This is a genomic window from Helicobacter sp. NHP19-012 (genome assembly GCF_019703325.1).
Classification (GTDB): Bacteria; Campylobacterota; Campylobacteria; order Campylobacterales; family Helicobacteraceae; genus Helicobacter; species Helicobacter gastrofelis.
The window spans coordinates 191,111-215,978 of the sequence record NZ_AP024819.1 but is presented as its reverse complement, the minus strand read 5'-3'; the positions used below and the strand labels follow the sequence as shown (position 1 = coordinate 215,978).

Below are 24,868 nucleotides of genomic sequence, written 5' to 3'. Positions count from 1 at the left end.
GAGGTTCAAATGAAAAGCATTGAAATTTTTTGCGATGGCTCGGCTTTAGGCAATCCCGGCTTTGGGGGTTACTGCTCCATTCTGCGCTACAAGGGCATGGAGAAAATCATTAAAGGCGGGGAGCTTTACACCACGAACAACCGCATGGAACTTAGGGCGGTCATAGAGGCGCTCAAAGTCTTGAAAGAGCCTTGCAATATCCACCTTTACAGCGACTCTATTTATGTGTGTAAGGGCATTAGCGAGTGGCTGAAAATGTGGGTGGCTAAAAAGTTTGCTAAGGTGAAAAATGTGGATCTGTGGCAAGAGTTTTTAAAATTTAAAGGTGCACACGCCATCACCACGCATTGGGTCAAGGGGCATGACGGACACGCCGAGAACGAGCGTTGCGACAAGCTTGCCAAAGAGCAGGCCCTAAGCTACAAACAAAAGGCCAAAGCGTGCTGAAGTTTGCAAACCTCAACTACCACTTCAAAAACGAGAGACTTTTGCAACAAGCCTTAACCCACAGAAGCACGCAATCGCCCACGAACAACGAGAGGCTAGAGTTTTTGGGCGATGCCGTCTTGGATTTGGCGGTGGCGCAGATTCTTTTTGAACGCTTTGAAGACTTGCAAGAGGGGGACTTGTCTAAAATGCGTGCATCTTTAGTCAATGAAAAGGCGTTTTATAAATTAGCGTTGCTTTTAGACTTGCAAAAACACATTGTGGTCTCGCCCGCTGAGGCGCACAACCACGGGCAAAGCAAGCCCTCTATCCTCTCTAGTGCTTTTGAGGCACTGATGGGGGTGGTTTATTTGGAGAGCGGGCTAGAGGTGGTGCGTGCTTTAATGCAGGATTTATTGGATTTGGCTTATCCCGATTTGTCCCTGCAGGCTCTATTCACGGATTATAAAAGTGCCTTGCAAGAGCTCACCCAAGAACGCTTTAAAACCATCCCCACCTATGTGCTCAAAAGCGAAAGCGGGCCCGATCACGCCAAGCAATTTGAAATGCAAATTTTCATTTTAAGCAAGTTGTACGCCACCTGCACGGCTAAGAGCAAGAAAGAGGCACAACAACTCTGTGCCAAAGAGGCGTTTGTCCAGCTTGCAGGGGGCATAGGGTGAACACGCTTGGGCGTTGCTTGCGCTTAAGCACCTTTGGCGAGTCGCACGGGGTGCTAATCGGGGGCGTTTTAGAGGGTGTGCCTGCGGGGCTAAAGATCGATTTAGATGCTTTGCAGGCGGAGGTGAATCGGCGTAAGAGCACGAACGCCTACACCACGCCTAGAAAAGAGGAGGATGTGGTGGAGGTGGTGAGTGGAGTCTTTGAGGGGGTCAGCACGGGCGCGCCCATTGGCTTACTCATTTACAACCGCAATGTCAAGAGCAAGGATTACAGCAACGTTAAAGAGGCCTTTAGGCCCGGGCATGCGGATTTTACGGCCTTAGCGAAGTATGGCGTGCGCGACTACAGAGGTGGGGGGCGCACCTCAGCCAGGGAGAGCGTGGCACGGGTTGCGGGGGGGGCGATCGCCAAAATGCTTTTAAAGGAACTGGGCATTGAGGTGTTTAGCGGGGTTTTTAGTGTGGGTGGCATTGAGGCGCAAAATATAGACTTTAGCCACGCCAAAACCAGCCCCATTTTTAGCCTAGATAAAGACATAGAGCCTACACAACAAGAGGCGATTTTAAAGGCAAAGGCTGAGGGTGATAGCGTGGGGGGTGTGGTTTTGGTGCAAGCCAGCGGGGCGCATTTACTCGGGCTTGGCGAGCCCTTGTATGATAAATTGGATGCACGGCTGGGGGGCGTGTTTATGGGCTTAAATGGGGTCAAGGGGATGTTTATCGGCGAGCCTAGCGTGGCTAGCTTAAGGGGCAGTGCCTACAACGACCCTTTAAGCCCCACAGGTTTTCAAAGTAACCACGCCGGGGGGGTGCTGGGCGGCATAGGTAGTGGGGCGGATTTAGTTATTTGGGTGCATTTCAAGCCCACAGCCAGCATTGCTAAGGCGCAAGACACCATTAATACAAACAACAAGCCCCTAAAATTAGAGTTAAAAGGACGGCACGATCCGTGCATTGCCATTAGGGGGAGCGTGGTTTGTGAAAGCCTTTTGGCGTTGGTCGTGGCGGATTTTGCGCTTTTAAACATGCCCACCAAACTCTCAAGCGTGCGGGCTTTTTATCGGCAAAGGTGAATTTATGCTAAAATAGCCCGAAAAGAGAGGTGCGCATGGCAAGAGCAAAAAGCAAAAAAACCACTGAGGCAGGCATGCAAGACATTTACAGAAGTTTAGAATCCGGGCAAAATAAAGTCCAAGCCAAGCAAATTTCTGCCAAAGAAGTGCTTTTGGAGTTAGAAGAGGGGAGCTTTAACGCCAAAGAGGCGTGGTTTGTCAAAGACGAGCAAGACCAAAAATTCGTGGTGATCCCTGAAGTGCTGTTGCAGCACATTGTGCAAGTCATCCAAAGGGCGTATGAGGACAAGGTCATGGTGGAGTTGGAGCGCGACATGGCGACTTTAACGCCCATTGACTTTGCGGATGCGATGGCGGTGGTGTTTAAGAAGTTAGAGGACTTGAGAGGCAAGGATGGGAGTTTGCCAAAAATCAGCTCGCTTGACTTCGTCAAACAAATTAAAAAGCAACACCCCAATTTGTTTTTCAACCTGCCCGAGTTCTTAGAGAGCAAACGCCAAGAGCTAGACCTTGACAATTTGGCCTTGCCCTTTTAGCCGTGCAAGAGTTAGACTTTCACAAATACGCTTCTTACTCTAAGCCCGGTCCGCGCTACACGAGCTACCCCACCGCCGTGGAGTTCAACCCGAGCTTTCAAGAGGCGGAACTCTTAGAGGCGTTTAAGCGGGCGGATAAACAAATCCCTCTGTCTTTGTACTTCCATTTGCCTTTTTGCAAGAGTGCGTGCTATTTTTGCGCTTGTAGCGTGATTTACACGAATAGCCAAAGCAAGAAGGAACGCTACATTGGGTATTTGGCTAAAGAGCTGGAGCTATTAAGATCCCATTTAGACACGCATAGGGAGGTGGTGCAGCTGCACTTTGGCGGAGGCACGCCCACCTTTTACAACGCCGAGCAGTTAGATCGCATCATTGCAAACATTAAAAATACCTTCTCTAATTTTGCCAAAGACGCGGAACTTAGCTGTGAGATCGACCCGAGGCATTTTAGCCTAGAGCAAATGCAGGTGTTAAAAAAGCACGGCTTTAACCGCTTAAGCTTTGGAGTGCAAGACTTTGACCCACAAGTGCAAGTGGCAGTGAATCGCTTGCAAAGCGTGGATTTGGTGCAAGAGAAGGTGCAAATCGCACGGGATTTTGGGATCACTTCTATTAACTTTGACTTGATTTATGGCTTGCCCTTGCAGACCATTAAAAGTTTTGAAACGACCTTGTTAGAGGTGCTAAGGCTCAACCCCGATCGTTTGGCAGTCTTTAATTACGCCCATGTCCCCTGGGTGAAACACACCATGAAAATCGATCCCAAAACCCTACCCAGCCCACAAGAAAAGCTAGCCTTGTTGCAATTTTTAATCGGGTTCTTAAAAGGGCATGGTTATGAAATGATTGGCATGGACCACTTCGCCAAAAAGGACAACGAGCTGTATTTGGCTCTGCAAAATAAGCAACTTAGACGCAACTTCCAAGGCTACACCACGAAAAAGTTCTCCCAAACCATTGGTGTGGGGGTTACGAGCATTGGCGAGGGGCAAGACTACTACACGCAAAACTTTAAAGACTTGAAACGCTACGAGCAGGCCCTAGATAGTGGGCATTTGCCTGTAGAGCGGGGGGTTAGGCTTAGTGGTGAAGATCGCCTAAGAAAAGAGGTGATCATGCACCTGATGAATAACCTAGAGCTAGATTTTCACAGCATTGAAAAGGCGTTTAACATTGACTTTAAAACACATTTTAAAGACGCGCTAAACGCCCTCAAACCCTACGAACAAGAGGGCCTGGTGGCGATCAGTGAGGGGGGGCTAAAGACCAGCCCCACGGGGGCGATGCTTGTGCGCAACTTAGCCATGGTCTTTGATGCGTATTTGGGGGTGCAAAGTGGCGCACGCCGATTTAGCCAAACACTCTAGCCCTTTTGACATAAATGCTTCTATTCAAGAGGTTACACAAAAATGTGTGAAGTGCGCTAAATGCGTGCCTAGTTGCACCATTTATCGGGTGCATAAGGATGAGAGCACTTCGCCTAGAGGCTTTTTAGACCTCATAGCGCAGGTAAAACAAGAGAGCCTAGAGCTAGATAAAAGCCTTAAAAAAATCTTTGAAAGTTGTTTCTTATGCACCACTTGCGTGCAAGTTTGCCCCTTCCATTTGCCCATAGATTTGATGATTGAAAAAATCCGCCTAGAGAGCACACATAAACACGGGATCACTTGGCATAAAAGGATCTATTTTTATTTGCTAAGACATCCAAGGCTCATGGACATCGTCTTTAGGCTCTGCTACGCCCTAGCCCCTTGCGCCTTTAAACAAGAGGGGGATAAGTTAAAGTGGCGTTTTAAAGGTTCTTTTTCTTGGCAAAAACGGGCGTTTTTCCCCTTTGTGGCTAAGAGTTTTTTACAAACCCATAGGGGCATTATTGCCCCTAAAGCCCCCCTAGAGCCCAAAGAGCCTTTAAGAAAAGTTGGGCTGTTTATCGGTTGTTTGGGCAATTACAATTACCCGCAGGTGGGCGAAAGTCTGTTGTCTTTGCTAGACAAACTCAATTTTAGCGTGGCGATCCCCAAACAAGTTTGTTGCGGTGCGCCGGCGTATTTCACGGGGGATTTTAACACCGCTTGGTTTTTAACCAAACAAAATATAGAGAGCCTAGCCACACTTGCCGCTGAGGTGGAGGCGATTTTAGTGCCCGAGGCGACTTGCATTAGCATGCTTAAGAAAGACTACCAACATTTAATCGAGAGCCTAAAGGACAGCCAAGAGCGCGCCCTTTGGGCTGAAAAGTTTGAGAAGATCCAAGCTAAATTGCAAATGGCATCGCATTTTTTAGCCACACAGACGCCCTTAAGTAGGCATTTAGAAACCAAAGCGCAAAGCCCCATGAGCGTAACCTATCACGATCCTTGCCATGCTAAAAAGGTGCTGGGTATCTACAAAGAGCCTAGAAGTTTGCTTAAAATCAACCACAAAATTGTAGAAATGCAAGAGAGCGACCGCTGTTGTGGCTTTGGGGGAGTTACGATGCAAAGCGAGCATTACAAGCTCAGTTTAAAGGCAGGTGCGCCCAAAGCCCTAGATATTGTCGGCACCAAGGCGCAGGTGGTGAGCGCGGAGTGTTCGGCGTGTCGGGTGCAGTTAAACAACGCTTTAGCACAAATCAACGCCCCCACGCAATTCCTACACCCCCTAGAACTTTTAGACAAAAGCCTAAGTGGAGCGTAGCTTTATTTTTTATAACAGCACATGTTAAAAAAATTATGCTAGAATAGCACAAATTATTTAACTTAAGGAAGAGGATTAAAATGAATAGAAAACTTTACGCCTTTTTGTCGAGTGCTATGGTCTTTGGCGCAACGGGACTACAAGCCGAGAGGAATGCGTGGTTCGTGGGTGCGAGTTATGAATTTGGACAGGTGGGGCAGAAAATCGGAAACCCCGCGCATGGTAAATACCGATTTAGCAGACTGCCCGCGCCCGCAGGCGGTTACTCCAACCTGGCTGTGATGCAAGGTTTGGGCATTAGTGTGGGGTATAAACAATTCTTTGGCAAAAAGAAATGGTTTGGGCTGCGCTACTACGGCTTTATGGACTACGGACATGCGGTCTTTGGGGCAAATGCGTTGGTTAATCAAGGGACACCTAGCAATCCCATATATCACACCTTTGCTAACATAAGCGACATGTTCACCTACGGCGGGGGCATTGACACCCTCTATGATGTCATCAATAAGAAAGATGTGACCTTTGGGTTTTTCTTGGGGGCGGCGATTGCGGGTAACTCTTGGGGCAACACCACAGGCGGGACGCTCCTAAACATCGCCTACCCCGCTACATCTAAACAAGTCCTAGACCCTGCCATTTTCCAATTTCTCTTTAATTTGGGGATGCGCACCACCATTGGCAAACACCAAGAGTTTGACTTTGGGATCAAAATCCCCACGATCAATGACTACTACTTCAACAAAAAGAACTTGTCTGTCGCTTACCGCCGCCAATACAGCTTGTATGTGGGCTACCGCTATAACTTTTAATGCTAAAATACCCCTAAAATAAAAGGGGTAAAATGCCAGAAACACAGCGGTTACAAGCGATCTTGGAAAAGGCTTTGACCGACATTAAAGAGGTCTTAGCCACTAGTTTTGAAGCCCACTTCAGCACTTTGTTGGAAAAAGAAAAACTTGAAATCGAAAAGCAGTTTGCCGCAAGGTTGCAAGAGAAAGATAGGAAAATCTCTAACCAACAAAAGGCATTGTGCGACATCACGACTAAACTCAAAGCCGTGAAAACCGAGCTAGGGCAGCTCAAACAACAAAACAACGAGAAGCAGCGAAATGAGAGCCCCAAAGTGGCGGGCTTAAAAGTCGCCCTAGAGAACCAAAAAAAGTGTATAGAAAGGCTCAAAGCCCGTTTAAAACAAACGGGGCTAGAGGGCGAGAGTGCGGAGGTTGAGGAAAGTGCCTCTAATCTTTTAGAGCTACAAGAGCGCATCGCCCACTTGGAGCAGACCATCAAGGCGCAAAACTATCACATCCAAAGCCAACGCAATTTGATCTTGGGCTATCAAGAACAATTTGAAAATGCCAACCTGCCTTGGGACACCAAAGAATCCCTAAAGGACAAAACAGAGGGCGAAAAAGAGGATAAATCTTAACGCCACCTTGTAGGGGTTTGCCCCACTTAAAAAGGGTCTTTGAATTTACCTTAGTTGAGCTACTAGCCCCCTAGTGAGCTTTAGTTTTAGTGAGCTTTAGCGCACTAGGAACAATAAAAATACTCTCTCGTTGCACGGAGATTTGGGGGTTATCCACGCTGTAGGCTTTCACCACAATGGGTAAAATCTCTTTTTTGGCATGTGTTACATCGTGTTTCTCGTAGGCTTCTTTGGCAATTTTTAAAGGCATGCGCAGGATCACCACGACCTTGAGTTTGCCCTGTGGCTCAATGCTTAGAGTGTTTTTGGGGCGCACGATGCTGATGTTTGGATCGTCCACATTAAAGGTATAGGCATGCGCTCTATTGCTTGTGTTTTGGAACAAAAAGACATAGCCATTGTCCACAAAATCGCTGTGGATCGCATAAAGTTGCCCCCCATGCGTGATATCTAAAAGCATGGAAGCCTTTTTAAACGAGCCGACAATCAAAGCCCCCACGACCATTAAGAGCACGCCCACATAGGCGATGGTCTTTGACCGCCATAACTTCACCTTGCTATGCGTGTTTGTGGCGTTTGTGGAAGACCATTGGATCAAACTCGGCTTGTTTAATTTATCCATCGTTACCGTGCAAGCGTCCACGCACTCTAGGCAGTTGATGCACTCTAATTGCATGCCTTTTCTAATGTCAATGTGCGTGGGGCAGACCAACACGCAATGGTTGCAACTCACGCATTCGTTGGTTTTGTTGCGCTTTTGGGGCAAACTAGGGATTTTTACATTGTTTTCATCGTAAATCGCCCCGCCCCTTGTGCTGTCGTAAATAGGATTAAGCGTATCATCATCAAACAGCACGCTTTGCACCCGTGCATAGGGGCATAGATAGATACAAAAACGCTCTTTGACCACCACAATGTCAAAGAACACCACCGCACTTAAAACCGCCCAAATGCCAATGAGCAGGGCGTTGTCGGCAGGGTGGGCTAGGTGGCTAAAGAACTCATGGGGGGGGACAAAGTAGAACAATAACACTGCCATCGACATAATGGGCACGGGGGCAAAGAGAAAAAGCCCAACAATCTTTTTAAGCCGATTGCTCGGGGTTTTGGGCGTGGGGCGTTGCTTGTTGCTGATCTTAGCGTGCAAGCCTAGAATCTTAGTTTCAATCAAATCTCTGTGGATCGTTCTAAAGATCGTTTGCGGACAACCCCACCCACACCACACCCGCCCAAGCATAGAAGTGATGAAAAAGATGAATATAAAGAGAAAAATCACCAAGAAAGGCATTAAATACATTTCTTGTGCGCTGTAAATCTTGCCAAGCAAATGGATTTGTCTATGCTCGAAAGAGATTAAAAAGACTTGCCCCTCACCTATATGGATAAAGGGCACACCGATCGCAAAAATAGTTATGACGATCGCCACTATATAGCGTTTTAAACGGAAAGACTGGCGGAAATAATGGCTTTTGTCCGCCCCTTTTACAGAGTTCTGTAAATCCATTGTATAAAAATCCTTATTGGAGCAATAGGCGCATGGTAGCAAAGATTGTTTAAGGATGATTAAATGTTTTGGGGTGTTTCTTAGGATTAGCTAGATTGTGTTAGAATGCCCGCTTATCCATCTATCCAATTTATCCATCGATTTTTTTGGAGGTGTGCGATGCGGCATTATTTAAGGATTGTGTCTTTACTTGCCCTATCCAGCTTTTGCTTAGGTGTAGCGGAGTTTTTGGTTTCAGGGATTTTACCTAAACTTAGTGGCTTTTATGGGGTGTCGGTGAGCGAGGCGGGCAACTTAGCCACGCTTTACGCCCTAGGTGTGGTGATCGGCGCACCCATTGTGAGCGTGCTGATCTCGCGTTTCAACTACCGCAACCAGCTCATTTTCACCCTAGGGGTTTTTGCCCTCTCCAACGCTTTAATGTTCTTTAGCCACAGCTTTATGAGTGCGCTCATCGCCCGCTTTATCGGGGGATTAATGCACGGCTTGTTCTTTGTGATCGCCACGCTTGTGTGCCTTAAAGCCGCCCCCAAGTCTAAAACCAGCATGGCGATGAGTCTTATGGCAAGCGGGCTCACCGTGGCTTTAGTTACGGGCGTGCCTTTGGGGATTTTGGTGGCAAAGCACTTCGGGCTACTAGCCCCCTTTTTATTGGTGGCTTTTTTGGCTGCTGTGGCTGCGCTTTTGGCGTTGTTTGTCTTGCCCAAATTTTCTAGCAAGCCGGCTAACTTTAAAAACCTGGGGGTGGCTTTTAACTTCCCCCCCCTATACAAGGGCTTTTTAGTTACGGCTTTTTCGTGTGGGTCTATGTTTGTGGTTTATATCTACATGCGTGTCTTACTTGAAAAACACGGCTTTAGTGTTGAAAGCATTACCAATATTTACCTTTACTACGGCGTGGCGGCGATGCTGGGCAATCTCTTTGGGGGCAAGCTCACGGATTTAAGGGGCTCGTTTGCCGCCCTGCGTTTTTTGCTTAGCATGCAAGTGTTCGCCTTGGTTGCGATGAGTTTTAGTTACCATTTGCCTAAGCCCGTTGTGGCGTTTAACGCCATGGCCTTTGGATTCTTTGGCTTTGCGTGCATTGCGCCTTTAAAAATGCTAAGCGGTCATTTAGCCCGCACCTTCACGCCAGACACGCCTAACAGCACGATCGCGCTCAATGAAGCCTCGTTCAATGTGGGGATCACCTTTGCGTCTTTGATGGGCGGACTCGTGGCGCGCTATATCAGCATTGACATGAACGGCATTTGCGCCGCCTTGTTTGCTTTAAGTGCCTTTAGTTTCTTAAGTTTTGGGCTCAAAAAAGCCTATTTTCACCAAAAATAGCTATACTTGAAGCAAAAATACACAGGACTTTATTGATGTTACAAACAACCCAACTTGGCATGCGTTATGCCACTAAAAAACTTTTTGAAAATGTCAATCTCAAACTAGACGCACACAAACGCTACGGGCTCATCGGGGCAAATGGGGCGGGCAAAAGCACCTTTTTAAAGATTTTAGCCGGACAGATCGAGCCTAGCAGCGGAGAAGTGAGCGTCAATGCAGGGCTAAAATTAGGGGTGCTAGGCCAAGATCAATACGCTTTTGAAGAGTTTAGCTTAAAAGATGCGGTTTTAATGGGGAATAAAATTTTATACAACGCCCTAAAAGAGAAAGAAAAACTCTACACAGAGGCGGACTTGAGCGATGATAAGGTCAATGCCCGCCTAGCCGATCTAGAAATGATCTGCGTGCAAGAAGACCCCTTGTATGAATGCGAAGTGGTGGTGGAGAAAATTTTGGAGGATTTGGGTATCCCAGCACACCGCCACAACGACTTAATGAAAAGCCTGCCTAGCAGCGATAAATTTAAAATCCTTTTAGCCCAAGTGCTTTTCCCCAAGCCCGATATTTTACTCTTAGACGAGCCTACAAACAACCTAGATTTAAACGCCATTGCATGGCTAGAAGAGAATTTAAAACGCCACGAGGGGACAATGGTGATCATCAGCCACGATCGCCACTTTTTAAACGCCGTCTGCACCCATATTTTAGATTTAGACTTTGGCACGCTCAGGGAGTTTAGCGGCAATTATGATGATTGGTACATTGCTTCTACTTTGATTGCCAAACAAAAAGAGGCGGAGCGCAATAAAAAGCTTAAAGAAAAAGAGGAGCTAGAGCGTTTCATCGCCCGCTTTTCAGCCAATGCGAGCAAGGCGCGCCAAGCCACCAGCCGCCAAAAGCAATTAGACAAGCTAGACATACAAAGCATAGAAGTTTCGTCTAGACGCGATCCGAGCATTCTTTTTAAACCAAGCCGCACGATCGGCAACGAAGCTTTAGAGTGCAACCACGTTTCTAAGGCCTATGGGGATTTAGCGGTGCTTAAAAATGTGAGCCTAAAAATCGCCCCTAAAGATAAAATCGCCTTGATCGGGCCTAATGGCGTGGGTAAAAGCACGCTGTGTAAAATTTTGGTGGAGGAAATGCGTCCAGATAGTGGGGGCGTGAAGTGGGGGGCAACGGTGCAAAGGGGCTACTTCCCCCAAGATGTGAGCGAGAGCATCCAAGGGGAGGAAAGCCTATATCAATGGCTCTTTAACTTCAATAAAAAGATTGAAAGCGGCGAGGTGAGAAACGCTTTAGGGCGGATGCTCTTTAGTGGCGCGGAGCAAGAAAAAAGCGTGAGTGCCTTAAGCGGGGGCGAGAAACACCGCATGGTTTTATCCAAACTCATGCTAGAAAAGGGCAATTTTTTAGTGCTCGATGAGCCCACCAACCATTTAGACCTAGAGGCGATCATTGCTTTAGGCGAAGCCCTTTATAAATTTGAGGGGGCGGTGATTTGCGTAAGCCACGATAGAGAGCTTATCAGCGCTTATGCGAATCGAATTATTGAGCTTGTCCCCACAAACAAGGGCGCAAAAGTGATCGACTTTAAGGGGAGTTATGAAGAGTATTTGGCCAGCAAGGGGGCTTAGTGCGGTGATTAAATGCACACCTCTTTTACAATCATCTTTTTAGCTGTCTTTTTGTTGCTCAATGGCTTTAATTATGTGCGTTTAAAGAAATTTACCTACCCCTCTTTACGCTTGATCCCCATCGCTCTGTATGTTTTTGAAATTGTCTTTTTATTTATACAGCGCAGGATGATCCCTAATGTCTTCGGGGAATTTAGGATTGTCTTGTATGCCATAGGTGGGATTAGCATGGCCACCAGCTTTATCATGGCGTGCCTCTTGCTCTTACATCTGCTGATCCTCAAAACCACGCCCCAAAATACCGACCTTAAGAGGCGACAAGCCATTAAAAAATTCTTTGATCTAGGCGTGATTTTTTGGCTCTTTAGCTCAATCACTAAGGGCTTTTACAACGCAACCCATCTTGTGATCACAAAACGCCGTGTCAAGCTTAAGAATTTAAAACAAGCCCTCCATCTAGCCATGATCAGCGATGCACATATAGGTCCGTATCTTAAAAAAGATTACTTGCGACAAATTGTCGATCGCATCAATGCCCTTAACCCAGATATAGTCGTGATTGTGGGGGATTTAGCGGATTTAAGGGCTAAGTTGGTGCAAGAGGATTTAGCGCCGCTTAAAGACATCCAATCCAAGCACGGCGTGTATTATGTGCTAGGCAACCACGAGTATTACCACGGGGCGACCGCTCTCATTGAGGTGTTTAAAAGACACCATATACGCGTCTTGCAAAATGAGAGCGTCCAAGTAGCTGGGCTTAATTTAATGGGGGTGAATGATCTCATGGGGTATCGCTTTAAACATTTTGAGCCCGATTTTAAGACTCCATTTACCCAAATCAACCCCAATCTACCCAGTGTTTTACTCTCCCACCAACCCAAATCCCTCACACATTTAAAGCAAAAACCCGACTTGCTTTTATGCGGACACACCCATGCAGGGCAAATCTTCCCCTTTAGCCTCTTGGTGTGGCTGGATCAAAAATATCTCTACGGCCATTACCATTTAAAAGATTGCCAGATGATCGTGAGCAGCGGTTGTGGCTTTTGGGGACCCCCTGTGCGTATCCTCACCAAGAGCGAAATCGTGTCCATCCATCTAGAACCTGAAAATCAAGCTAGGGTTTAGAAGTTGTGCGGCAGCCCGGCAAGTCGGGGCTTTTTAGCCCGGTTTAAACTTAAATTATTGATTAATAACTTACAATATCTAGTTTCTAACCATCTCAAATGGGGGATTTTATGCAAAAACACATAAAGGGCATTTTATCAACACTCATGGGGATCTCCCTAGCACTCTCAGGCTGTGCAACAGACACGGGAACACAAGCCGCAAGCAACCAACCACACGCAAAGAGCGCAACTCCTATCAACTTTAACTACCCCATCCACATTGGCCAAGAGCCTCCAAATGACCACATCACCGCCATTTTAACCCCGCATATCCAAGCTGATGAAAATGTCCAACCTTACATCGCAAAATTCCAAAACGCCCTAGCCACACAGGTCCAAGAGATTCTCCAAAGAAAAGGCTACACCGTTATACGCATTGCATCCGCCAAGGATTTTACACCCACACAAAAAAATGTCATCTACTCTCTATTAAAAATCAAGGGGTGGATAGGCATTTTAGAAGAGACTAACATTGACACCAAAAACCCACAAGATCCCAACACGCAAACACAAGCAGCGCAGAGCGCGGGGGCGGTGATTTTACAATTCATTGAGCCCAAAACAGGGCGCACAACCCACAACATCGCCATCAATATCGGCGCAGAACACGCCATCACTTACTCCAACTTTCAAGAATCGGTCATCTTAAGTGGGTTTGCGGGGGCTGGCTCTGTCAGTCTCGGCGACACTGCAAACAATGCAAACGATGCCGACTTGGGTGGCCCTATGGATAAAAATCATGACGATGCTGTCCATAGGATTCTCAATAAGGTGTATAAAGTGGTGTTAGAAAGAGTGATCTCTTGGGCGCAACACTCTAATCTAAAGCAATACAGGCAAGTGATCGATCAGATTAGAAAATAAATTGAGTCAACACAGCTAAACCAAGCAGGTTAAGCAAGGCGCAAGCCGTGCCAAAAATCCTAAAGTCCCTACTTGCCATGCTAAACCCCCAAAACCCTTAATAAGCCATGTTTACCCCTTTAGATGTTATTGTCCGCCCACAACAAGGATATAAAAGTGATGGTTTCTAAGGAGAGTCTAGGGAGTGTTAACAAGTCTTGGGGTTTGACAAGGCTTGTCTTTTTTGAGTATTTACATTATGGCAAGTTAGGTTGGTGGCGGCGGTGGATTTATCCCACTTGGCGGCTTTTATTTGTATGGTCCAATAGGACACACAAGTTTTTCCAAAGAAGAGACGGATTTATGGTTAAAACTCCGTTACCAAGCCATGCAACACAAATTAGTGCCATGTAGCGTTTTATGCGCTTCAATGAGTGTCGGGCAATTTTAATTTTGTCCTATATGTGGTGTGCTAGCACTAAAAGCATAGATAACCAAAAGGCGATTAATTCGATTGGGCTCAAAGTTGGAGATTTGCAAATCTAACCCCCATTATTTAAAAATATCCTTATAAAAAAAGACCACAATCCCAGAAATGATGAGTGTGAGGCCTAGAAGTTTAAATAGGCTGATGGTTTTTTGCGCCAAGCCAAAAGCCCCAATGGAGTCTAAGAATAAGCCCATACACAACTGCCCCACGAGTAAAAAGACGAGCATGGGGGCTAGCCCAATTTTGGGTGCGCTGGTGATGGTCGTAAACACCACAAAAGCCCCCAAAAGACCACCGATAAACTTCCACCACTCTTGATGGAATAAGAGTTTTAGAGTATCGCTGCCCATTTGGTGAAACACCCTTACTAAGACTAAGAGACATAAAGTCCCCACCAAAAACGAAAAGAACGCCGCAAAGACACTTACACCCCCCATATCTCTAGCTAAAGCCGCGTTGATGGGGGCTTGCAAAGCGAGGGCCATGCCGGCTAAGAGTGCAAAAATATAAAACATTAACAACCCCTTAATTGTGTGTATAAGGAGACCTTAACATTTGAACTTTAAATAAATTTTAATCAAATTTTCATCTCTAGGCATTTTAATTCCTTGTCAAAGGGGTCAAATTCACCCACTAAAGTTAGGGAGCTTTGGGGGCGAAAGTGGATATGGTGCTCCTTAGGGCAAAACCACCACTTACACACCAACAGGGCGGTGTGATCCTCTAAGATGAGCTCTACATGCTGCTTGGTGCGCCCCAAAAAACGCCACGATTTTAAGGGGGCGCAAACCTCAAATAAAGGCGTGGGATTGCCCACCCCATAAGGCTCGCCCTTGGCATAAAGCTCTAAAAACTCAGTATTGAAAAACACTTCTAAATGGGGGGCTTTAAAGGTCATAGCGTGCTTAAAATCTCTAGGGCGTGCTTAAAGTCATCTTGGGTTTCAAACACAAGCCCGCAGGCTTGCTTATGCCCCCCGCCTTGAACGCTCACGCCCTGCTCTTTTAATTGGGCTAAGGCTTGCATTAAATCCGTCTCTTTAGAGCGCAAGGACACTTCTATGCTTGTGTTTTCAAACCGCCAACACAAAGACAGCTTGCCCCCCATTTCTAAGAATTGGTTAGCGAGCATGCCTAAAACCCCTCTAGGGATTTGCCCGCCCGCATAGATGAGTGCGCCTTTTTGTGTGGGTTGTAGGTTTTTTTTAATCTCTTGGATACACTCTTTGCGTTTTTGATTGGTCTGCACTAAAAGCACGGCGTAAGTAGGGTTAGCCTCCCTTGTGGCGAGTAAATCCACGACTAAATTGCAATGGCAAAAGCCCTCAATGCCATCGAGCCGCCCCACGGCATTGATCAAGGGGATGATGTCCCACGCTAGGGTGCTTAGTTTATAGGGGTTTTGGTATTTTTGGGCTAAGTATAGGGCTTTGAGTGAATTTGGCATGGCGCTCTTTAGGGTGTGGTCCATGCGCTGCACCAGTTGGCGGTTGTAGGGCATACTTAAATCCATCATGTCGCCTATGGTGCTAAGCCCGGCTAAGACTTGTAAATATTGCAAATGGTCTAGGCGCATTTTCACCTTGGTGTGCTTGGCATAGGCGAGCAAGAGCAAATACCCCACGCACGCCCCGCTAATGCCTTTAAAGGGATGCTTGTCGCCTAAAAGTGGATGCACAAAGGCATCGCAAGCGGGGATACGCCCCTCCAAAAATTCGTGGTGATCGCTTAAGATTAAAGGCGTGTTGTGGGCGTGTAAAAAGGCGCACACCTCATCGGGGATGGTTGCCCCATTGTCTATGGTGATGAATAGACTATCCTTAAAGTTTAGGGGCTTGCCCCCTAAGCTTTGCCCTTTAGCGTTGTAGTGGATTTTCACTAAGCGTTCTTGATGGGCGTAGGCTTGTAAGAGTTCTACGCTCATGCCATAGCTGTCTATGTTGCGTCTGGGGATGATGTAATTGACTTTGGGGTAGTGCAGCACCTCTTTAAAGAAGTATAGGGCTAGGGCTGTCCCGCTCATGCCATCGCAATCGTAATCCCCCCCGATAATGATTTGCCTTTGCTCTTTTAAGGCGTGGGCTAAAAGCTCTAACGCCTTGTGCCCCTCGCCCATTTCTAGCACACTATCAAGGCTAAATTTATGCGTGCCGTCCTCTTTGCTAATGCTCTCAATGTGCGCCCTAAATGCCTCTAACATTAGCGCCCCGGTGTGTTGCCCCAAAGCTGTATGTGTAGCCTTTGGCCTAAAGAGTAGCCATGCGCTAAACACACGGCCACTAAACTCTCTAAACCCTCTTGTAAGCTCTCTTGATCTGTGGCTAGGGGCATGAGATAGACTAAGGGGGGCTTTTTAAAATGCAACCTTTTTAGCAAGGCTTGCACTTCTTGTATATCTTCAGGGCTTTTTAGCACGAATTTAAACACCACTTCTAGGGCGTTGTCTAAGATGTGTTGCAAGGGCTTTAGGGGGGTTTGCTCGCCACTAAAGGCCAACTTGGGGCTTAGGGTAAAGTGCAGAGAATCTAAGGGCGGGCTAAAGTCAAACAACACACTCCCATTACTCTCAACCCAAAGTTCATGCCCTTTTGTCTGCAAAATTTGCAACGCCTCTAGCAAAATAGGGTTTTTAAAATGCAGGCTTGGCTCACCCCCGGTGAGCACGATTAAAGGCAAGTGTTTAGAGTTAAAGGCGGGGAGTTTGTCTAAAAGCTCTTTGGCACTCTTTAGATATTGCCATTTAGAATTGGGGCGCACAGCGTAGATACTATCACAGCCCACAAGCTCTTGCCCCTCAATATTTGCCTTCACTCCAAAGCCCACGCATTTAAAATTGCACCCCCCTAAGCGGATAAACACACTCGGTTGCCCCACACAAGAGCCCTCGCCCTGCAAGCTGTAAAAGATTTCTACTAGGGGTAGGCTCATATTTGGGCTAGGGGTAGGGGGCTAGAGAAGGGTTTTTTAGGCATGACTTGGGCGTTTTCTTTGGCTTGGTGGTAATTTAAAAGCTGCTCTAAGAGTTTTGGATTTGGCATGTCTTTTAAAACGGCGGGGGAAAACACCACGCCCTCTAAAGAGATTGCCCCCATTAAGTCGGGGTTACTTAAATCCTCTGCCTCACTTTGGGCGTAGCCATAGCTGGTTTCATGCACTCTCACAGAGCAGACTTTCACCGCCTCGTTGTTATGTAGTTCTGTTGCCTCTAAAATCGCGCTGATGAAAAGGTGGAACATTAAAGCGTAATGCTCGGCACTTGGGTTAAAGCTTAGTTTCACATGGCGTTCGCAAGTGTCCATGATAAAACTTTGGAAGCCTACGGCTTCTTTGTCCCAAAAATGGTGGGCGTGGTCAAATGCGTCAACGAAGCTGGCGATTTCATTTTTAAAAATCCCAAAATCTAAGGCCATGCCCGCTCTGTCTAGCTTGTGTGCTTTTAAAAAGACTTCCACTTGGTAGTTATGTCCGTGTATGCTCGTGGCGCACCGCCTAGAAGTGCAGTTACGCACGATGTGGCTCGCACAGAAGTTAAACAAACGGCGGATTTGCATTTTAACGCCTATAGCAGGGCTGGTAAATGGGGAGTTGGTGGTAGTAGCGGTAATGCTCCGACCTGGTGAAGTCTATGCGCCCGATGGTGTTAGAGATGAGCTCTTCATACAAGCGGTCATACCCGCAGGTGTTCCCGCTCACACTCCCGTCAATGTAAAGCACCCGTTTATTGATGACATTGTCCCACCAGTCTAAAATAAAATGCGACCCAGCCAACATTTTAGAATACGCCGAAAAGCCATTGATGGCGTAGTAGTCTGTGGGGATTTTGGCGCAATAAAATTGCCCTTCATGCCAATAACAATGGTTGCTCTTAGCTCTGTCTATGAGGGTGTAGTGGTAGGCGAGCACAGGCACGGCAGAGATGTTACGCACCACTTGGGCGTAAATGACATTTTTGGCTTTAGAGGCGGGGTATTCTTGCATGCTAAAGACATTGTAAAAACCGAGCTCTTGCAAGTCGTAGATGATGAGCTGGATGTAAAAGGAGGTTACCATGTCCTCCTTGTTGTAGACCACCACCGTGGGCGAGCTGACATTAAAGATATACCCCCCACGCACCTCAGAGAAATAGCCCATGTTCAAGCGGTGGCAACCACTAAAGAGAAAGACTATAGGCAACAACCACAAAAAAAGGTGTTTTGTTTTCATAAACCCCATTCTACTATAAGTTTAGGCAAACCAGCCTTGCAAACCCTCTAAATCGGCGTAACTTGTCATGTTCAGCGTGATGGGTGTGATGGACACAAAGCCCTCTTTTAGGGCTTTAAAATCGCTCATTGTCCCCTCTCTTTCCTCCCAACGCAAGGGATTGACCCCCATCCAGCAATACTGCTTGCCCTTGGGATCTTGCTTGCAGTGGATATTGTTGGCATACAAGCGGATGCCCTGCTGTGTGATTTTCACCCCCTTAAAATGCGGGCTTTGGGGGACATTGACATTTAAAAACTTACGCCCCTTTAGGGGGTATTCTTTTAAGCAATGCTCTACAAGTTTTAAGGCAATTTCTTTAGCTAGGGCAAAATCAAATTGGCTAAAGAGTTTGCGCTCTTTGATGTATTGCGACAAGGCGATGGAGGGGATATTGTGGATCGTGCCCTCAATCGCCCCGGCAACGGTGCCTGAGTAGAGCACATCCTCGCCCATGTTCGAGCCGTGGTTAATCCCTGAGATGAGTAAATCAAAGGGGCGTTTGGCAATGGATAAAGCCAAACACACGCAATCTGTGGGCGTGCCATCGTCCACGCGGTAATACCCATCCCCCATTTGCTCCAAGCGCAAGGGCAGGGTGGTTGTAACCCCATGTCCGCAGGCGGATTTTTCATTTTTAGGGGCGACCACCAAGATCTCAGCGATGGGTTCTAGCGCCTCCTTGAGTACTAAAAGCCCCCTTGCCTCATAGCCATCATCGTTTGTGAGTAAAATATAAGGCTTCATGCCAAGCTCTCCAGCAAATGCGTTAAATACCCTTTCAGGGCGGGGGGCAGCTGTGCTAGCCTCTCTAAAAGTTGCGCTTGTAAAGTGCTTAAATACCCCCTAGCCCCCTCTAGCCCGAGCAAGCGCACATAGGTGTTTTTCAAGCCATCAGCATGCGTGCTTTTGCCCGATTGCTCAGGGCTTTGGGTGGCATCGATGATGTCATCACGCACTTGAAAAAACAACCCCATTAACAGCCCAAAATTAAAAAGGGTTTGCGTTAAATCTTTAGGGGTCTTGCTAAACTCTTGGGCAATGAGCGCGCCCATTTTAAGGCTGGCGGCAATGAGTTTACCCGTCTTTAGGGTGTGTAATTTCTCTAATTGTGCTTGCTCCAACTCCTGCCCCTCAAAGTGGCAATCTAGGGCTTGGCCTAGCACCATGCCCCTAACCCCCCACATTGTGCTAGAGTCGCCACTAAGCGCACCTTTAGGGGGCTTGAGAGTTTGGCACTTACGATGAGCTCAAAGGCGTAGGTGTTTAAACCATCGCCCACAAGCGTAGCTGTGGTTTCGTTGTAGGTGGTGTGTAGGGTGGGATGACCGCGACGCAGGGGGGAGTTGTCCATGCAAGGTAAATCATCGTGGATAAGCGAGTAAGTATGCAATACCTCTAGGGCTAGGGCGATGGGGTGGGCTTGTTGTATGCGCTTACTTGAGCGCACAAAGGCGCACACAACAGCTAATAAAAGCTTGGGTCTAAAGCGTTTGCCCCCATTTAAAAGCATCTCCCAAAGGGCGGTTTCAAATTTAAAAGAGGGATCAAAAGGAGGGTCAAAGTCTTGTAATTTTGGTTTTGGCTTACTCGCGACAAGATACGCCTCAAAGGCGGCGCACACCTCGTTAAACAAGCGCAAATCACAAGCGGACATAGAACTCAAATCCATTTCTTAAAACTAACATTTCAATCCTCCCCTGCATGTAGGCGTGGCTTAAAGCGCGGCGCAGAGCGGCAAGCTTGGCACTAAAGCTCACGCCGGCGGGGGCTATGGGTCTGCGGTTGATCCATACGAGCTTATCGCCCACATGCAAGAGCTTAAAATCGTGGGGGCGGCTCTTGTTGATGGTTTGGATGACAAAATGTGGGCTTAGCCGGATGCCAAAGCGCTCCAAAAAGCTATCAGGCAACAAAAACCCCCCATAGCGTTTATCCACCCTCACTTGTAAAGCCCTCAAACGCCCCCCCCGTAAAACCTGCACGCTGGCGCGCTCCTGGTAGGCTAAATTACTCACCACCCATTCAAACTCCCGCACATTGTTGATGTTGCGCCCATTGATATTGGTGATTTTGTCCTGCTCTAAAAAAGGGTTGTTTGGAAAAAAAGGATCGATGCTCTCGACCACCACGCCCCCCCTTTGGCGCACCCTCACCCCGATGTCGCCATAATAGGGCGACTTTTGGCGTAAAAAGCGTTTGATGTAGCGCGCCTCTATAAAACCCCCGCCCACCCCTACACCATAAATTTGATAGCAAATATTGCTCACCACCCCATTAGCCGCCACAGGGGTAGAAAACTTGGCGAAGTCTAAAAACCCCTCTTGGCGTTTGACAATGCGCCCGGGAGTGGCTCTGTCTGTGCTGATACTTGCTAAGGGGTGGGTGTAGGCACGCTCGTCGATGTCTAAGAGATTGTAGGCAAACTCGGTAGGGGGGGTTTTGAGTAAGTAAAAGCCGATGAAGGGGTCTGCTTTTAAAATTTTCGCCCCCTTGGGGAGTTTGCCATGGGCAAAGGACACTTGCCCACCTTTCCAAAACAAGGACACACTGCCCGAATGGCTCGCCCTTTTGTAATAGCCCTCACAATGCGAGAAGTCATAGCCTTGAAGGGCATTTAAAAAGAGAGCCAATAGCCCTAAAAAAGCAAGCAAAAAGCGTTTTCGTGCGTGGGGCATTAGGCGGCTTTAATCCACACCAAAACCCTATTTGGCAAAGGGGTTGATCCCCCCGAGCATGCCAAAGGCGGCGTTTTTTCTTGCGTCCTCCACTTGTTTATACGCCTCATTAAGCGCGCTCATTAAGTAGATTTGCAAGGCTTCTTTATCCTCAAGCAAACCATCGTCTATAAAAATGTCTAAGAGCTCGCCCGCCCCATTAAACTTCACCTTCACAAGCCCGCCCCCGCTCTTGGCCTCAAAGGTGGTTTCCTTGCTCTTGTTCTCCATTTCTTTAATCTGCTCTTGCAAGCTGGAGAGCAAACCGCCAAATTGGCTAAAATCTAACATGAAATATCCTTCTTGGGGGCGTTGTTGTGGTCCACAAACACGATGTGAGGCTTGTGGTTTGGTAAGTCCTCTAAGGGAAGCGACACATAGGCGACAATGATCACAAGGTCGCCCTTTTGCACTAAGCGGCTTGCCGCCCCATTGATACACACTTCATAGCCCGCGCCCTCAATGACATAGGTGCTAAAGCGCGCTCCGTTGTTGATGTTTAAAATATCCACCTTCATGAAGGGGGCAAGTTTAGAGGCTTTTAACAAGTCCGCGCCTAGAGTGATCGAGCCTTCGTAATTTAAATTCGCATCCGTAACCACCGCGCGGTGGATTTTGCTATACAGGGCTTGGATGAGCGGCATTAGGGCGTTTTCGTGGTTTGGCGCAGTTTGCGGGTTTTGCTCGTGTTTTTGAGCGTTAGTTGCATTTCTTGGTTGCGCCATGTGAATTTCGCACTCCCCCCCTCTTTAAGCCCACCAAAGAGCAGCGCATCGCTCAGTTTCACCTTGATATGCTGATGGACTAATTTTTCCACAATGCGTGCGCCTAGGGGGTCTTTTTGGCATAAAGTGGCGAGGTAGTTAATGGCGGATTTATCCACCGCAAGGCTGATGTTACGAGGGGCAAGCATGGCCTCGATTTTCTTGCACTCTTTTTGCACCACGCATTCCAAATGCGCCAAGTCTAGGGGTTTGAAGGTTAAAATCGCATCCAGTCTTGAGCGCAGTTCAGGGCTTAAAATTTCTTTGAGGGCGTTTTGGTAGCGGTGGGCGTTGTCCTCTAAAAAGCCCAACTTGCCTAAAGCTTGGCTGCCGGCATTGGAGGTTAAAATTAAAATGGTGTGGCTAAAGTCGCTCTTGCGCCCGGTGTTGTCGGTGAGGGTCGCATCGTCTGTGATTTGCAAAAGCAGGTCGTAGACATTGGGGTGCGCCTTTTCGATCTCGTCTAAAAGCAGCACACAACGAGGGTGCTTTCTAATGGCATTCACCAACAGCCCGCCCTGCTCAAAGCCCACATACCCCGAGGGCGCACCGATGAGCTTAGAAATGCTGTGCGGTTCTTTATACTCGCTCATGTCAAAGCGTTCTAAATGCAAGTGTAGGTGCTTGGCTAGGGCTTTGGCTAGCTCGGTTTTACCCACCCCACTAGGGCCTACGAATAAGAAACTTGCCACGGGTTTTCTTGCCCCCGCCAAACCCGAAGCGTGGATTTTAATGGTTTCCACCAAGCGGGCGATCGCCTGATCTTGGGCGAAGACTTCTTTTTTGAGTTGGTCCTCTAGCCCTTTGAGGCGGTTTTTCTTCTCGGGGCTGATGTGGGCTTTGGGGATGTCTATTTTAAAAGACAGCACATTTTCAATGTCGTTTTTAGAAATGGTGGGGGGGGGGCTGCTTGGGGCGTAGATTTTCTTAAACGAGCCGGCCATGTCCATTAAATCGATCGCCTTGTCGGGTAAAAAGTTTTCGTGCAAATAATGCACGGACAAATCCACGCAAGCCTTTAGGGCTTCTTTGCTGTATTTGACCTTGTGGTGGCGCTCGTAGTAGCTCGAGATGTCCTCTAAGATGCCATAGCAATCCTCTTTAGAGGGCTCTAAGATGTCAATTTTACTAAAGCGGCGGCAAAAGGCTTTGTCCTTTTCGAGCACCGCTCTAAACTCGTCAAAGGTGGTCGCGCCAATGCAGCTTAAAGAGCCATCAGCGAGCATAGGCTTTAAGATGTTTGCCCCATCAAGTGCCCCTGCGCTTGAAGCCCCCGCCCCTAGCACGGTGTGGATTTCATCGATGAATAAAATACTTCCCTTGTCCCGTTGTAATTCTTTTAGGGTCTTTTTGAGGCGTTTTTCAAATTCGCCTCTATACTTGCTCCCTGCGACCATCGCACTCAAATCTAGGGCGTAAATGGTGCGCCCTGATAAAAATGGGGGGACTTCTTGGTTGGCGATTTTCAAGGCCAACCCCTCAGCAATGGCGGTTTTGCCCACGCCCGGCTCGCCCACCAAGAGGGGGTTGTTTTTCTTGCGCCGCCCCAAGACCTCGATGACTTTTTGGATCTCCACTTCTCTATGTGAAACGGGGTCGATGGCGTGCTTGGAGGCGAGGGCGTTTAAATCCCGGGCGAACTTCCTTAAAGCGGAGGTTTTCTCTTTGGAGAAGGTTAAGGGGGGTTGTTCTAGGATTTTAGGACCATCAATGCCATAGGTTTTTAGGATTTCGGTGGCATAGCAAGGGATTTTCTCCACCATGAGCCACAGCAAATCCTGCACATCTAGCACCTTGTGGGGCATTTCTTTGGCGTAGCGGCTTAGGGCCTGAAGCAGGCGGTTTAAATGCTCGTCATTTACGGGAGTTTTGCCATGCCCCTCTGGGGCGTTTTCATAGGTGGGGATGTTCTCGGTGAGGTGGTTTTGGGTGAGTTGCTTCGCCTCCTCTATGTCTAAATCCAAACGCCTTAAAAAGCCTTGCACCTCTTTGTCATTGAGCATAATAAAAACAAATGCTCGGGGGTGATGTAGCGGTGTGAGAGCTTGCTCGCTAGGGCCATCGCCGCATTTAATAAGCGGTTGAGTCTTGTGGTGATGGGAGGCATTACTTTGCCACCAACACAGGGATGGGGGAATTGTCAATGAAACTATTTTGGTGTGAGCCAAAGAGGCGGTAGAACATGGACGACTCGCTCGCCCCGATGACGAGTAAGTCAAAGCTAGGTGCCATTTCTAGGATAATATCCACGGGGTTGCCCATTTTCAACGCTGTCTCGCAAGAAATGCCCTGTTGGGCGAACAGCTCCGTGAACTCATCGATAAGGTGTTTGGATTGCTCGTCCTCAGCCACCTCGGTTTGGCTGTAGTTCATGATCCCACTCTCGGGGTAAATCAACACTTCGGGACTGACATGCACCAAGGTGAAATGCACTTCCTTCATCTTAGAAAACAGCCTAATTGCCGCATCCACCCCGCTTCTGCACTCTTGCGTATCGCTGATCCCAAAAAGCACTCTAAGCATGGCAAATCCTCACACAGAATTTAGCTCCATTATAGAAAAGTTAAGCTAAAAGTATCGTTATGAGCATTTGTATTATAATACCCCACTACCAAAACCCACAAACAAGGATACCCAATGCATCGCCCAATTTTTATTAGCGCCACCAATACAGATGTGGGCAAGACCACCATGGCCCTTAAACTCGCTCAACTTTACAACGACAAAGGCATTAAAACCCTACTTACCAAGCCCATTGAAACAGGCATCAACACCCAAGAAAAAAGCGATGCCGACTTATTCTTAGAAACAAACCAGCAAATCGACCCCGATTTAATCTTAGACGACATTAGTTTTTACCGCTATGTGCTCGCGGCTAGCCCCTTTGTAGCGACGCGCTTTGAGCCCCACCTACCCCTCATAGAGTTTAAATACATTGAAAAAAGGCTTAAAACCCTGCAAGAAAGATGCGACCTGCTCATCATTGAAGGTGTGGGGGGCTTGCTCGTGCCCCTAGATGAAAAGGTGCGGATTGTGGATTTAGCCCTCTACCTTAAGGCAAAATTGCTACTAGTGAGTGGAAGCAAACTTGGCATGTTAAATGACCTCTTGTTAAACCTGCACTACCTCAGCGCAAATAAAATCCCTTGCCAAATCGCCATCAACATGCTCGACAACCGCGCCTACTACCAAACCAGTAAGCCCTATGTGGATTATCTTAACAACAACTTAAAAGAGCCCATTTTAGTTTTTCAAGAGCAGCAAGACCTGCTTTTAAACCGCCTCTTAGAATCTTAAATAAGCCTTGTTTATCAAAATGTTATGAAAATGACTATAATAGCCCCC

At 47.5% G+C, this 24,868-nt stretch carries 25 protein-coding genes and 2 pseudogenes; 13 read left to right on the top strand and 14 right to left on the bottom strand.

From position 1 onward, the window contains the following. Positions 1–9 precede the first annotated feature (9 nt). From rnhA to K6J74_RS01045, 8 genes are all read left to right on the top strand, one after another. A complete protein-coding gene (gene rnhA, locus K6J74_RS01080; protein WP_221272102.1) occupies positions 10–447 on the top strand; it encodes a ribonuclease HI in 438 nt (145 codons plus the stop codon). Beyond that, the gene (gene rnc / locus K6J74_RS01075; protein ID WP_221272101.1) at positions 441–1,109 is read left to right on the top strand and encodes a ribonuclease III; all 669 of its coding nucleotides are present in this window, start codon (positions 441–443) and stop codon (positions 1,107–1,109) included. Before rnhA ends, rnc begins: the two co-directional genes overlap by 7 nt. Next, positions 1,106–2,182 (top strand): chorismate synthase, encoded by a 1,077-nt coding sequence (gene aroC / locus K6J74_RS01070; protein ID WP_221272100.1) that lies wholly within the window; start codon positions 1,106–1,108, stop codon positions 2,180–2,182. Before rnc ends, aroC begins: the two co-directional genes overlap by 4 nt. 35 nt (positions 2,183–2,217) lie before the next feature. Next, the gene (locus K6J74_RS01065) at positions 2,218–2,718 is read left to right on the top strand and encodes a DUF2603 domain-containing protein (RefSeq protein ID WP_221272099.1); all 501 of its coding nucleotides are present in this window, start codon (positions 2,218–2,220) and stop codon (positions 2,716–2,718) included. A 2-nt stretch (positions 2,719–2,720) separates the two neighbouring features. Further along, positions 2,721–4,088 carry an oxygen-independent coproporphyrinogen III oxidase gene (hemN, locus tag K6J74_RS01060; RefSeq protein ID WP_221272098.1) on the top strand — a complete coding sequence of 456 codons (1,368 nt, stop codon included), beginning with the start codon at positions 2,721–2,723 and terminating at the stop codon, positions 4,086–4,088. Between the two features lie 10 nt (positions 4,089–4,098). Beyond that, entirely contained in the window at positions 4,099–5,397 is a 1,299-nt protein-coding gene (locus K6J74_RS01055) for a (Fe-S)-binding protein (protein ID WP_221272537.1), read from the top strand. An 80-nt stretch (positions 5,398–5,477) separates the two neighbouring features. Further along, positions 5,478–6,206 (top strand): outer membrane protein, encoded by a 729-nt coding sequence (locus K6J74_RS01050; protein WP_221272097.1) that lies wholly within the window; start codon positions 5,478–5,480, stop codon positions 6,204–6,206. Between the two features lie 32 nt (positions 6,207–6,238). After that, positions 6,239–6,826 (top strand): hypothetical protein, encoded by a 588-nt coding sequence (locus K6J74_RS01045; protein WP_221272096.1) that lies wholly within the window; start codon positions 6,239–6,241, stop codon positions 6,824–6,826. Between the two features lie 70 nt (positions 6,827–6,896). Here the strand turns inward: K6J74_RS01045 and ccoG are convergent, their stop codons facing one another. Next, positions 6,897–8,330 carry a cytochrome c oxidase accessory protein CcoG gene (ccoG, locus tag K6J74_RS01040; protein WP_221272095.1) on the bottom strand — a complete coding sequence of 478 codons (1,434 nt, stop codon included), beginning with the start codon at positions 8,328–8,330 and terminating at the stop codon, positions 6,897–6,899. 159 nt (positions 8,331–8,489) lie between these two features. Between ccoG and K6J74_RS01035 the strand changes: the two genes are divergently transcribed. From K6J74_RS01035 to K6J74_RS01020, 4 genes are all read left to right on the top strand, one after another. Next, on the top strand, positions 8,490–9,659 hold the full coding sequence (locus tag K6J74_RS01035) for an MFS transporter (protein WP_221272094.1): 1,170 nt from the start codon (positions 8,490–8,492) through the stop codon (positions 9,657–9,659). A 35-nt stretch (positions 9,660–9,694) separates the two neighbouring features. Beyond that, on the top strand, positions 9,695–11,299 hold the full coding sequence (locus tag K6J74_RS01030) for an ABC-F family ATP-binding cassette domain-containing protein (RefSeq protein ID WP_221272093.1): 1,605 nt from the start codon (positions 9,695–9,697) through the stop codon (positions 11,297–11,299). A gap of 12 nt (positions 11,300–11,311) precedes the next feature. Beyond that, positions 11,312–12,427, top strand: coding sequence for a metallophosphoesterase (locus K6J74_RS01025; RefSeq protein ID WP_221272092.1), 1,116 nt, complete (start codon positions 11,312–11,314; stop codon positions 12,425–12,427). Positions 12,428–12,537: 110 nt separating this feature from the next. After that, positions 12,538–13,332: an HpaA family protein gene (locus K6J74_RS01020; RefSeq protein WP_221272091.1), complete on the top strand. Its 795-nt coding sequence runs from the start codon at positions 12,538–12,540 to the stop codon at positions 13,330–13,332. A 531-nt stretch (positions 13,333–13,863) separates the two neighbouring features. Here the strand turns inward: K6J74_RS01020 and K6J74_RS01015 are convergent. The 13 genes and pseudogenes from K6J74_RS01015 to K6J74_RS00955 form a co-directional block, all read right to left on the bottom strand. Continuing rightward, positions 13,864–14,316 (bottom strand): DMT family transporter, encoded by a 453-nt coding sequence (locus K6J74_RS01015; RefSeq protein WP_221272090.1) that lies wholly within the window; start codon positions 14,314–14,316, stop codon positions 13,864–13,866. A gap of 62 nt (positions 14,317–14,378) precedes the next feature. Then, complete coding sequence (locus tag K6J74_RS01010; protein ID WP_221272089.1) at positions 14,379–14,699, bottom strand: single-stranded-DNA-specific exonuclease; 321 nt, start codon at positions 14,697–14,699, stop codon at positions 14,379–14,381. Continuing rightward, entirely contained in the window at positions 14,696–16,000 is a 1,305-nt protein-coding gene (locus K6J74_RS01005) for a DHH family phosphoesterase (protein ID WP_221272088.1), read from the bottom strand. The genes K6J74_RS01010 and K6J74_RS01005 overlap by 4 nt, the downstream gene beginning before the upstream one ends. Then, complete coding sequence (locus K6J74_RS01000; protein ID WP_221272087.1) at positions 16,000–16,728, bottom strand: 7-carboxy-7-deazaguanine synthase QueE; 729 nt, start codon at positions 16,726–16,728, stop codon at positions 16,000–16,002. The genes K6J74_RS01005 and K6J74_RS01000 overlap by 1 nt, the downstream gene beginning before the upstream one ends. Beyond that, positions 16,725–17,351 carry a 6-pyruvoyl trahydropterin synthase family protein gene (locus tag K6J74_RS00995; protein ID WP_221272086.1) on the bottom strand — a complete coding sequence of 209 codons (627 nt, stop codon included), beginning with the start codon at positions 17,349–17,351 and terminating at the stop codon, positions 16,725–16,727. The genes K6J74_RS01000 and K6J74_RS00995 overlap by 4 nt, the downstream gene beginning before the upstream one ends. A 1-nt stretch (position 17,352) precedes the next feature. Next, on the bottom strand, positions 17,353–18,003 hold the full coding sequence (locus K6J74_RS00990) for a hypothetical protein (protein ID WP_221272085.1): 651 nt from the start codon (positions 18,001–18,003) through the stop codon (positions 17,353–17,355). Positions 18,004–18,024: 21 nt separating this feature from the next. Beyond that, positions 18,025–18,789 (bottom strand): 5'/3'-nucleotidase SurE, encoded by a 765-nt coding sequence (gene surE / locus K6J74_RS00985; protein ID WP_221272084.1) that lies wholly within the window; start codon positions 18,787–18,789, stop codon positions 18,025–18,027. Beyond that, a pseudogene (locus K6J74_RS08945) lies at positions 18,786–19,699 on the bottom strand (polyprenyl synthetase family protein). The gene surE and the pseudogene K6J74_RS08945 overlap by 4 nt, the downstream one beginning before the upstream one ends. Next, on the bottom strand, positions 19,686–20,720 hold the full coding sequence (locus K6J74_RS00975; RefSeq protein ID WP_221272083.1) for a DUF7488 domain-containing protein: 1,035 nt from the start codon (positions 20,718–20,720) through the stop codon (positions 19,686–19,688). Before K6J74_RS00975 ends, K6J74_RS08945 begins: the two are co-directional and overlap by 14 nt. A 27-nt stretch (positions 20,721–20,747) precedes the next feature. Next, a complete protein-coding gene (locus tag K6J74_RS00970; RefSeq protein ID WP_221272082.1) occupies positions 20,748–21,050 on the bottom strand; it encodes a YbaB/EbfC family nucleoid-associated protein in 303 nt (100 codons plus the stop codon). Beyond that, positions 21,044–21,403 carry an aspartate 1-decarboxylase gene (panD, locus tag K6J74_RS00965; RefSeq protein ID WP_221272081.1) on the bottom strand — a complete coding sequence of 120 codons (360 nt, stop codon included), beginning with the start codon at positions 21,401–21,403 and terminating at the stop codon, positions 21,044–21,046. Before panD ends, K6J74_RS00970 begins: the two co-directional genes overlap by 7 nt. Beyond that, positions 21,403–23,630 (bottom strand): annotated as a pseudogene (locus K6J74_RS00960) (AAA family ATPase). The gene panD and the pseudogene K6J74_RS00960 overlap by 1 nt, the downstream one beginning before the upstream one ends. Beyond that, positions 23,630–24,046 (bottom strand): universal stress protein, encoded by a 417-nt coding sequence (locus tag K6J74_RS00955; RefSeq protein ID WP_221272080.1) that lies wholly within the window; start codon positions 24,044–24,046, stop codon positions 23,630–23,632. Before K6J74_RS00955 ends, K6J74_RS00960 begins: the two are co-directional and overlap by 1 nt. Positions 24,047–24,160: 114 nt before the next feature. On the opposite strand from K6J74_RS00955, the gene bioD reads away from it, so the two are divergent. Next, on the top strand, positions 24,161–24,820 hold the full coding sequence (gene bioD / locus K6J74_RS00950) for a dethiobiotin synthase (RefSeq protein WP_221272079.1): 660 nt from the start codon (positions 24,161–24,163) through the stop codon (positions 24,818–24,820). Positions 24,821–24,868 lie beyond the last annotated feature (48 nt).

Excerpts from the sequence above, each read along its gene's own strand:
- rnhA (WP_221272102.1), top strand. The coding sequence starts at position 10 with ATGAAAAGCATTGAAATTTTTTGCGATGGCTCGGCTTTAGGCAATCCC.
- K6J74_RS01065 (WP_221272099.1), top strand. The coding sequence starts at position 2,218 with ATGGCAAGAGCAAAAAGCAAAAAAACCACTGAGGCAGGCATGCAAGAC.
- K6J74_RS01050 (WP_221272097.1), top strand. The coding sequence starts at position 5,478 with ATGAATAGAAAACTTTACGCCTTTTTGTCGAGTGCTATGGTCTTTGGC.
- K6J74_RS01045 (WP_221272096.1), top strand. The coding sequence starts at position 6,239 with ATGCCAGAAACACAGCGGTTACAAGCGATCTTGGAAAAGGCTTTGACC.
- ccoG (WP_221272095.1), bottom strand. The coding sequence starts at position 8,330 with ATGGATTTACAGAACTCTGTAAAAGGGGCGGACAAAAGCCATTATTTC.
- K6J74_RS01035 (WP_221272094.1), top strand. The coding sequence starts at position 8,490 with ATGCGGCATTATTTAAGGATTGTGTCTTTACTTGCCCTATCCAGCTTT.
- K6J74_RS01030 (WP_221272093.1), top strand. The coding sequence starts at position 9,695 with ATGTTACAAACAACCCAACTTGGCATGCGTTATGCCACTAAAAAACTT.
- K6J74_RS01025 (WP_221272092.1), top strand. The coding sequence starts at position 11,312 with ATGCACACCTCTTTTACAATCATCTTTTTAGCTGTCTTTTTGTTGCTC.
- K6J74_RS01020 (WP_221272091.1), top strand. The coding sequence starts at position 12,538 with ATGCAAAAACACATAAAGGGCATTTTATCAACACTCATGGGGATCTCC.
- K6J74_RS01015 (WP_221272090.1), bottom strand. The coding sequence starts at position 14,316 with ATGTTTTATATTTTTGCACTCTTAGCCGGCATGGCCCTCGCTTTGCAA.
- K6J74_RS01010 (WP_221272089.1), bottom strand. The coding sequence starts at position 14,699 with ATGACCTTTAAAGCCCCCCATTTAGAAGTGTTTTTCAATACTGAGTTT.
- K6J74_RS01005 (WP_221272088.1), bottom strand. The coding sequence starts at position 16,000 with ATGTTAGAGGCATTTAGGGCGCACATTGAGAGCATTAGCAAAGAGGAC.
- K6J74_RS01000 (WP_221272087.1), bottom strand. The coding sequence starts at position 16,728 with ATGAGCCTACCCCTAGTAGAAATCTTTTACAGCTTGCAGGGCGAGGGC.
- K6J74_RS00995 (WP_221272086.1), bottom strand. The coding sequence starts at position 17,351 with ATGCAAATCCGCCGTTTGTTTAACTTCTGTGCGAGCCACATCGTGCGT.
- K6J74_RS00990 (WP_221272085.1), bottom strand. The coding sequence starts at position 18,003 with ATGAAAACAAAACACCTTTTTTTGTGGTTGTTGCCTATAGTCTTTCTC.
- surE (WP_221272084.1), bottom strand. The coding sequence starts at position 18,789 with ATGAAGCCTTATATTTTACTCACAAACGATGATGGCTATGAGGCAAGG.
- K6J74_RS00975 (WP_221272083.1), bottom strand. The coding sequence starts at position 20,720 with ATGCCCCACGCACGAAAACGCTTTTTGCTTGCTTTTTTAGGGCTATTG.
- K6J74_RS00970 (WP_221272082.1), bottom strand. The coding sequence starts at position 21,050 with ATGTTAGATTTTAGCCAATTTGGCGGTTTGCTCTCCAGCTTGCAAGAG.
- panD (WP_221272081.1), bottom strand. The coding sequence starts at position 21,403 with ATGCCGCTCATCCAAGCCCTGTATAGCAAAATCCACCGCGCGGTGGTT.
- K6J74_RS00955 (WP_221272080.1), bottom strand. The coding sequence starts at position 24,046 with ATGCTTAGAGTGCTTTTTGGGATCAGCGATACGCAAGAGTGCAGAAGC.
- bioD (WP_221272079.1), top strand. The coding sequence starts at position 24,161 with ATGCATCGCCCAATTTTTATTAGCGCCACCAATACAGATGTGGGCAAG.